Source organism: Vibrio sp. 10N.222.49.C9 (assembly GCF_041474985.1).
Classification (GTDB): domain Bacteria; phylum Pseudomonadota; class Gammaproteobacteria; order Enterobacterales; family Vibrionaceae; genus Vibrio; species Vibrio crassostreae_C.
Window position 1 is genome coordinate 1 of sequence record NZ_JBFRVD010000073.1, and the last position, 6295, is coordinate 6295.

Genomic DNA, 6295 nt, shown 5'->3' on the forward strand with positions numbered 1-6295 from the left:
GCGAAATCTTTAGCAACACCACCGTACACTTTTGCAAGTGTAGTACAGATAGCAGCAGTTAGAGTTGTTTTACCGTGGTCAACGTGGCCGATAGTACCAACGTTTACGTGCGGTTTCGTACGTTCAAATTTTTCTTTAGACATGGGGTGTCCCTCTAGGTACGGATTAGGTGGCTTAAAATAAGACCACGCAACCAAAAAAATGGTTTTCTTTATTAAAGGAGAAGAAGCTTTAGACTGGTGTTAATACCCAGAGTCGAACTGGGGACCTCACCCTTACCAAGGGTGCGCTCTACCGACTGAGCTATATCAGCACACAAAATGAGTTGGAGCGTGCAGCGGGAATCGAACCCGCATCATCAGCTTGGAAGGCTGAGGTAATAGCCATTATACGATGCACGCAACACGTAACTCTGTTTGAGCTATTTAACCTTTAGAATATGGTGGAGAGGGACGGATTCGAACCATCGAAGGCAGTGCCAACAGATTTACAGTCTGCTCCCTTTGGCCACTCGGGAACCTCTCCAAATTTTGAGCTTTCTCTCGCTTGCCTTATAGGAAGGGAGAAAGTGGTGCCGACTACCGGAATCGAACTGGTGACCTACTGATTACAAGTCAGTTGCTCTACCTACTGAGCTAAGTCGGCACAAGTGGGGCGCATTTTATTGAATGATTTTCCACCTTGCAATAGTAAATTGAAAAAAAGTGCAAAATTCTCTGACCAAACTCCTACATACGGCTATTTAGCTCAAGGTTTACGTCTTTAACCCGCATCTAGTACAGGAAGATATTTTATTTATCTATCGCTTGATGTATTTTCCATGCACTTGTTTTGTTATCCACTATAGAGTTTTGTATGAGCCCATTTATGTCATTTGACCGCGAACGTTGGTCTGAGCTAAGGAATTTAGTTCCGATGACACTTTCTGAGAGCGACTTAAAAGAGCTTCAAGGCATCAATGAAAAGCTCACAATGGAAGAGGCAGTAGAGATCTATCTACCGCTATCTCGTCTATTGAACCTCTATGTGGCAGCCAGACAGAATAGAAACTCGGTACTCCACCAATTTCTAGATAAGAAAGAGAAAGCGCCACCTTTTATCATCGGTATTGCGGGTAGCGTAGCTGTTGGCAAAAGTACCACTGCGCGTCTGCTTAAAGCCCTACTCTCTCGCTGGGAAAACCACCCAAAAGTTGAACTAGTGACAACCGATGGCTTTTTATATCCAAACGAGGTGTTAAAAGAGAAAGGGTTGATGAGCAAAAAGGGCTTTCCTGAATCTTACGATATCAAGCGTTTAGTGAACTTTGTTTCGGATGTAAAAGCTTGCAAGAGAAATGTCACAGCCCCTGTTTACTCGCATCTTACGTACAATATTACTGATGACGTTAAGTGCGTCGACCTACCAGATGTGCTTATTATTGAAGGGCTTAATGTTTTACAAACCGGAATGAATTATCCACACGAGCCACATCGCGTGTTTATTTCAGACTTCCTTGATTTCTCACTCTATGTTGACGCTGATAGCCAACAAATCAAAGAATGGTACGTCAATCGCTTTATGAAATTCCGCGATGGCGCGTTTACTAAGCCTGGCTCTTACTTTAGTCATTACACTAAATTATCGAACCAAGCCGCATTGGACAAAGCAGAAGGTATCTGGAGTTCAATTAATGGCTTGAACCTTGAACAAAATATCCTTCCGACAAGAGAAAGGGCTCACCTGATTCTACGTAAAGGCGCAGATCATATGGTTGAAGAAGTGTTACTAAGAAAATAGTAACGCCTTAGTCGCCTTTTCTTAGCGATATCTCGCCACCAATATAGCTCTCGACACCATTCTCAGTTTTGAGCAATACAGCACCTTGTTCATCGATGCCTTGAACAACACCTTCAATTTCTCTAGGTCCAATGATCAATCTAACATTGCGACCTAAGAAATTATCCAAGCGGTTCCAACGCTCTAAAAAATTGGACATTCCTTTCAACTCGTAGTCGACAAGTGACTTATCCCAAGCATTGATCAGAGCCTGCGCTAACTGGTTACGGTCTGGCACCTTCCCATCACACACTTCTTTAAGGGAAGTCCATGGCTGGCCAATACCTGATGTTGTTGGATCCATGGATAGGTTTAGCCCTAAACCAATCACAATATGCGCAGCGCCGCCAGACTGTCCTGACAGCTCGACCAAGATACCTGCAAGCTTCTTGTCATTGTGGTAAAGGTCGTTCGGCCATTTAAGCTTTACACCTTCTACGCCCATCTCTTCCAAAGCTTCAACAACAGCTACACCAACCACAAGGCTTAAGCCCATTGCGGCAGCCATCCCCGCGTCGAGTCTCCAATACATTGAAAGATAGAGGTTTGCACCAAATGGTGATACCCACTCTCGTCCACGGCGTCCACGACCCGCAGCTTGATATTCAGCAATACAGACAGAACCCGATTCGAGGGTGTTAGTGCGCTCTAATAGGTGTTGGTTTGTAGAACCTATGATGGGAATGAGTTCAAGAGAAGCATCGCGACTAACTGCAGACAATTTGTCTTGGTCAAGCATATCCAAACGACTGGCTAGTTTGTAACCCTTGCCTTGTACTCGGTAGATATCTAAACCCCACTCTTGAATACCTTTAATGTGCTTACTGATAGCCGCTCGTGATACGCCAATCATTTCACCTAGGTCTTCACCTGAATGAAACTCACCGTCAGCAAGACATCTCAATAGTGCAAGCTTGGTACTGTGCTCTCTCATGCCAATGACTCCAAAGCCTTATCCAAGTTTGTCTCGCAGTCTCGTCCCATAAAGCGCACTTCATGTTCCAATCGAATATCGAATTTATTCAAAACGGACTGGCGCACTCGCTCTGCAAGCTTAAGGATATCCACAGCAGAAGCCTCATCATAATTGATAATAACCAATGCTTGGTTGGGGTGAACCTGAGCGCCACCTTCTGTCACACCCTTGAACTGGCATTGATCAATCAGCCAGCCAGCAGCAACTTTGATCATGTCATTACTCTCATAACCAACCATATTTGGATATAGAGCTAACAAGCGATCAAAATGATCTTTGGTGATCACAGGGTTTTTGAAGAAGCTACCCGCATTCCCTTGTACTCTAGGGTCTGGCAGCTTACTTGAACGGATAGCACACACTTCATCAAATATAGTGCGAGGGGAGAGCGTATCGGCTGCTAGGCTTTTTAACGGGCCATAGTGATTGCATGGCTCCCACTCTTTCGGCAACGTTAAACCAATCGCAACAACAATCGCTTTATCGTAGAGAGCGTGTTTGAAAATAGAATCTCGGTAACCAAAGAGACACTCTTCTTTGCTTAATCGCTTAACTGTATAAGTATCCAGACACAGGATATCGACATACTCGCATACGTCTTGTAGCTCAACACCATACGCACCAATATTCTGAATCGGAGCAGAGCCGGAACAGCCGGGTATCATTGCTAGGTTTTCTAGACCACCCAGCCCTTTATCCACACTCCACTCAACCAAGCTTGGCCAATCCTCGCCACCACTCACATGCAGTAGGTGATGACTGTCCGTCTCGGCCAGCTCAATCCCGGCTAATTTATTCACGATGACCAGGCCAGCGAAGTGCTCAGTAAAAAGCATATTACTGCCCTTACCCAGTATTAACTTAGGCAAAGCTGACCATTTAGGGTCTTTGTAAAGCGAAATAAGTTCTTCGGTAGTGGTGACTTCAACCAACGCATCACACGTCTGATCGATGGAAAAAGTATGAACATTTTTTAAACTAGCATTGAGATGGAATTGCATGGCGATATTCAATTAACTTACACTGCGGTCATTCTACAGCAGATAAACCAATGGCGCAGTGACTGAATGAACAATGTCATCATTACTCAATTAGACCCAGTAAAGGTTCCCCTAGTTAAACGTTTCTATAAAGAACATTACCCAACGGGAAAAGCGAATAAGAGTGAACTGATCTATTCGTTATTGCTGAATAACGAACTGTGCGGTGTCGTGCGTTTTCGTACAATAGAAAATAATCGCTTACTTACCGGTATGGCGATATCAAAACAACATCGTGGTCAGCAATTAGGCTCCCAGCTTATGGATTATTGTGCGCAACATACGCTTACGGAAGATGATTACTGCTTTGCGTACGCTCATCTCACCAATTTTTACGCGCGACACAAATTCGTACAAGTAGACCCTAAAGATCTACCAAATGGTTTAAGAGTTTTATACGAGCGCTATTCGAATAGCGGAAAAGATCTCATTCCTATGCATTATCAGCAAAATTGTTAGAGAATGCCTCGATTATCTAGTATTTGGTGCTATCCCTTTGGTAAAATTAAAGGTTCGCAATTTTGCATATTTTTAAGGTAAAACAGTCAATATGATTGCCAGTAGGAATCCATTCATACAGTTGCCAACCATAGCGCAGAATCCTGACAAGTTTGAAGTACTACTATCAGCGCAAGAGTTTCGAACTCGCCTACTTGATGAAATATCTCGCGCAACGACTCGTATTAGTTTAGTCGCTTTGTATCTTGAAGATGATGAGGCTGGCCGTGAGATCCTAACTGCCTTATATGAAGCAAAGCAAAAGAATCCAGAATTAGACGTGAGCGTTTGTGTCGATTGGCACCGGGCGCAGCGTGGATTGATTGGCGCAGAGTCTTCTGAAGGCAATGCAGCCATGTATAAAGAGTTCGCAGAGAAATATCAACATTCTGTGCCTGTCTATGGCATTCCCGTTCGCGGCAAAGAAGTCTTTGGCGTATTGCACTTAAAAGGCTTTATCGTCGATGATAGCGTGATATACAGCGGTGCAAGCCTTAACAATATCTATCTGAATTACCATGACCGCTATCGCTTTGATCGTTACCATGTTTTAAACAATGCAGCTCTTGCTGACTCAATGTTTGCCTACGTACACGAACAGATGGTTGCGGACAGCGCTGTTTATGACCTGGCTGATAAGAACAAGCCTGCGACCAAAGAACTGAAACCAGCGATTCGTCAGTTTCGAGCATCATTGGCAAGGTCTCAGTATCAATTCGAAGGGCAAGAGGTTTCAGCAGAGCAAGTGGCTGTAACACCATTGGTTGGTATCGGTAAAAGACGTAACCGTCTGAATCAGGGAATCAACCAACTCGTCGCTCAAGCTAAAGATGAAATCTTCATCTGCACACCTTACTTCAACTTCCCACCTAGCCTAGCTAAAGAAGTGAAGAAAGCACTTAAGCGTGGCGTAAAGGTCAGCATTGTTGTTGGTGATAAGACAGCGAATGATTTCTTTATCTCACCAGAAGAAGAGTTTAAAACGATTGGTGGTTTGCCATACCTTTACGAACTGAACTTACGCCGTTTCGCTAAAGCGAATGAAGCTCATATTGCTAGCCGTAATCTATCAATTCGACTTTGGCAACACGATTCCAATAGCTTCCACCTAAAGGGCATTTGGGTAGATAAGCGCTACATGCTACTAACAGGTAATAATCTAAATCCACGCGCATGGAAGTTGGATCTAGAGAACGGTATCTTTATCCAAGATAACTACCATCACCTAACAGACAAGTTTCAGGCTGAAGTGGATAACATCCTTCAACACACTCAGCTTATCTGTACTTATAAGCAGTTAGACAAGGTAGAGAGCTACCCGATGGAAGTTCAGAAGTTGATTCGTAAGATCACTCGTGTGAAAGCCGATAGGGTGCTTAAGCAAATACTGTAGTCGATGTATTAGAGACACTATTTATCAACGCCTAGCAAACGCTAGGCGTTTTTGTATCTACGAGATAGCTATTTAGGTTTGTTTGATGGTCTTTCGAATCAACATCTCTATTTATGCATAGTGAGTGTGATAGCTTGAAGTGTTAAGCATCCTACCTTTTCCTTAGTCAGTCTCAGGGTTCCAGATACGTGTATCAGGTATGGTTTAGATAGCAGCTAAACGAGTACCAATACGAACATAATCGACAATTACCCTTTACGTATTCAAGCAATAAAGTCTCACTCCTTAGGGCGAAGTACGTACGCGATAGAGAATTTCACATAGTAAAACAATCAGATTAGTGCTCTGCTCTATTTAGCTTAAGAGTTAGAAGTGACCACCTATATTCCCAAGCAGCACCTCCCGATATATAGAGAAGTACTTCATAGCTAGCGATAAGGATCTACTACTAAAACCCAAAACACATACGCAGGAAACGACGAAAGCCTAGTCGTCAGACTAGGCTTGCTGATATGTGCCGGAATAGCATGAAGTGCAGGGGCTCGGTGTCTTTATACCAATTAAAGTAAA

At 43.6% G+C, this 6295-nt stretch carries 6 protein-coding genes and 4 tRNA genes; 3 read left to right on the forward strand and 7 right to left on the reverse strand.

What is annotated here, in order from left to right; translation table 11 throughout:
• The 5 genes from AB4585_RS21605 to AB4585_RS21625 form a co-directional block, all read right to left on the reverse strand.
• Positions 1 to 143, reverse strand: a 143-nt coding sequence (locus AB4585_RS21605; protein WP_240798929.1) for a GTP-binding protein, incomplete at its 3' end; no start/stop codon positions are given.
• Between the two features lie 94 nt (positions 144 to 237).
• Positions 238 to 313: transfer RNA gene (locus AB4585_RS21610), tRNA-Thr, on the reverse strand.
• A gap of 13 nt (positions 314 to 326) precedes the next feature.
• A tRNA-Gly gene (locus AB4585_RS21615) sits at positions 327 to 401 on the reverse strand.
• A 39-nt stretch (positions 402 to 440) separates the two neighbouring features.
• Positions 441 to 525 (reverse strand) — tRNA-Tyr (locus AB4585_RS21620).
• 44 nt (positions 526 to 569) lie between these two features.
• A tRNA-Thr gene (locus AB4585_RS21625) sits at positions 570 to 645 on the reverse strand.
• Positions 646 to 855: 210 nt separating this feature from the next.
• On the opposite strand from AB4585_RS21625, the gene coaA reads away from it, so the two are divergent.
• Positions 856 to 1779, forward strand: coding sequence for a type I pantothenate kinase (coaA, locus tag AB4585_RS21630; protein ID WP_017062776.1), 924 nt, complete (start codon positions 856 to 858; stop codon positions 1777 to 1779).
• Positions 1780 to 1786: 7 nt separating this feature from the next.
• On the opposite strand, the gene birA is transcribed toward coaA, so the two are convergent.
• Complete coding sequence (gene birA, locus AB4585_RS21635; RefSeq protein ID WP_017059800.1) at positions 1787 to 2752, reverse strand: bifunctional biotin--[acetyl-CoA-carboxylase] ligase/biotin operon repressor BirA; 966 nt, start codon at positions 2750 to 2752, stop codon at positions 1787 to 1789.
• Entirely contained in the window at positions 2749 to 3795 is a 1047-nt protein-coding gene (gene murB, locus AB4585_RS21640) for a UDP-N-acetylmuramate dehydrogenase (RefSeq protein WP_017059799.1), read from the reverse strand. Before murB ends, birA begins: the two co-directional genes overlap by 4 nt.
• 66 nt (positions 3796 to 3861) lie before the next feature.
• Between murB and AB4585_RS21645 the strand changes: the two genes are divergently transcribed.
• Both AB4585_RS21645 and pssA read left to right on the forward strand, forming a co-directional pair.
• The gene (locus AB4585_RS21645) at positions 3862 to 4293 is read left to right on the forward strand and encodes a GNAT family N-acetyltransferase (RefSeq protein ID WP_017059798.1); all 432 of its coding nucleotides are present in this window, start codon (positions 3862 to 3864) and stop codon (positions 4291 to 4293) included.
• Between the two features lie 91 nt (positions 4294 to 4384).
• Positions 4385 to 5725: a CDP-diacylglycerol--serine O-phosphatidyltransferase gene (gene pssA / locus AB4585_RS21650; RefSeq protein ID WP_029235079.1), complete on the forward strand. Its 1341-nt coding sequence runs from the start codon at positions 4385 to 4387 to the stop codon at positions 5723 to 5725.
• Positions 5726 to 6295: the final 570 nt, after the last annotated feature.